This is a genomic window from Streptomyces sp. NPDC025793, assembly GCF_055558375.1.
This window is the reverse complement of the sequence record NZ_JBVHMR010000141.1, coordinates 1-1,781: the sequence shown is the minus strand read 5'-3', so window position 1 is coordinate 1,781 and position 1,781 is coordinate 1. Positions and strand designations below refer to the sequence as shown.

Genomic DNA, 1,781 nt, shown 5'->3' with positions numbered 1-1,781 from the left:
CTGATCTTGGTTCGTTCTCGGGACAGCAGGGCGGCCGTTCTTCACGCTTCGAGGTGTCGAGCAACGTCGCGTGAAGGAACGGCCGCTGGTGAAGAGTCTCGCCGCTGAACAGTCCGCTGACGCCGCGTTGGGCGTCCTGTCCCACTTTCGTGTCCAGTTCTACGACTGCATCTACACCCGCGCCGATGCGCTCTTCGAGCTCACCGACGCGGTGTTGTGCTCGGACGGCCCGGTGACGTCGCTGGTCGAGTTGACGCTCACGGCCGAGTATCGGCGCGGGCACGGTGCGATGTACGACGCGGTCAACCACGGCTGGCTGGAGCCGCGCCGGCTGCGCAGGCTGCTGGCCTCCACGCCGCTGCCGCGTGCCGCCGACGGGCGGATCGTGCTCGCCGTGGACGTGAGCAACTGGCTGCGGCCCGACGTCCCCACCAGCCCGGAGCTGCTGTTCTGCCACGTCTACGGGCGGGGCCGCAGCGCGGATCAGTTCATCCCCGGCTGGCCCTACTCCTTCGTCGCCGCCCTGGAGACGGGACGTACCTCGTGGACGGCCGTGCTGGACGCGATCCGGCTGGGGCCGGCCGACGACGCCACCGCGGTGACCGCCGCCCAGCTGCGCGAGGTGGTCAACCGGCTGGTGCACGCCGGGCAGTGGCGGCCGGGCGACGCGGACATCCTCGTCGTCATGGACACCGGCTACGACGTCACCCGCCTCGCCTACGTCCTGGCCGACCTGCCCGTCGAGCTGGTCGGCCGGCTGCGCTCGGACCGGGTCATGCTCCGGGATGCCGGACCGCGTCGCTCCACCCCGCGTGGCGGGCAGCCCCGCAAGCACGGTGGCGTCCTCACCTTCTCCAAGCCGGAGTCCTGGCACACCCCCGACCAGGCCACGACGTGCGACACCACCCGCTACGGCAAGGCCGAGGCCCTCGCCTGGGACCGGATGCACCCCCGCCTGCAGGCCCGTGGCCCCTGGCTCGACCACTGCGGTGAACTCCCTTTGATCCACGGCACGTTGATCCGGCTGAAGGTCGAGTATCTCCCCGGTGACCGCGACCCGAAGCCGGTGTGGCTGTGGTCCTCGCGCACCGGCATGACCGGCCAGGACGTCGATGTCCGCTGGCAGGCATTCCTCCGCAGATTCGATCTTGAACATACCTTCCGGCTGTTCAAGCAGACCCTGGGCTGGACCGTCCCCAAGGTCCGCGATCCACACACGGCCGACCTGTGGACGTGGCTGATCATCGCCGCCCACACTCAACTCCGCCTCGCCCGGCCCCTCGCCGAGGACCTCCGCCGACCCTGGGAACGGCCCGCCGAGCCGCGCCGGCTCACCCCCGCCCGGGTCCGCCGAGGGTTCCGCCACCTCCGCGTGAAGACCGCCCGTCCCGCCGACGTGCCCAGACCTTCCAAGCCCGGACCCGGACGCCCACCCGGCTCGAAAAACCGCAGGCCAGCCCCACGTCACGAGCCGGGGAAGACCGTGAAACGAATCGAAACCCTCACCGAACACGTCCGCCTGAAACAGCAGCGAGGTTAATGATCAAGCTGAGAAACTGTGCCATATCCCGTGATTGGTGACGCAGTGTGCTGGGGTGGGTTCGGCGCCTCACGGCGATTCGACCCAGTCGTTATGCCGGGTGTTTTTGGGGTTGCCGTTGTCCGCGGCTGCAGCGCGGCGGGCTAAGAGCTTGTCTCACGTGGTGCGGTTGGTCAGCTTCTTGTAGCAGGTCAGTGCGGCCGCGAGACCGAGGAAGCCGAGAAAGTGTGTGCCTTTCCGC

General features: G+C 69.0%; 1 protein-coding gene. It reads left to right on the top strand.

The window, feature by feature from the left end; all coding sequences use genetic code 11:
* Nucleotides 1-88 precede the first annotated feature (88 nt).
* Nucleotides 89-1,540, top strand: coding sequence for an NF041680 family putative transposase (locus tag ACZ4MF_RS48920; RefSeq protein ID WP_467500924.1), 1,452 nt, complete (start codon nucleotides 89-91; stop codon nucleotides 1,538-1,540).
* The last annotated feature ends 241 nt before the right edge of the window (nucleotides 1,541-1,781 follow it).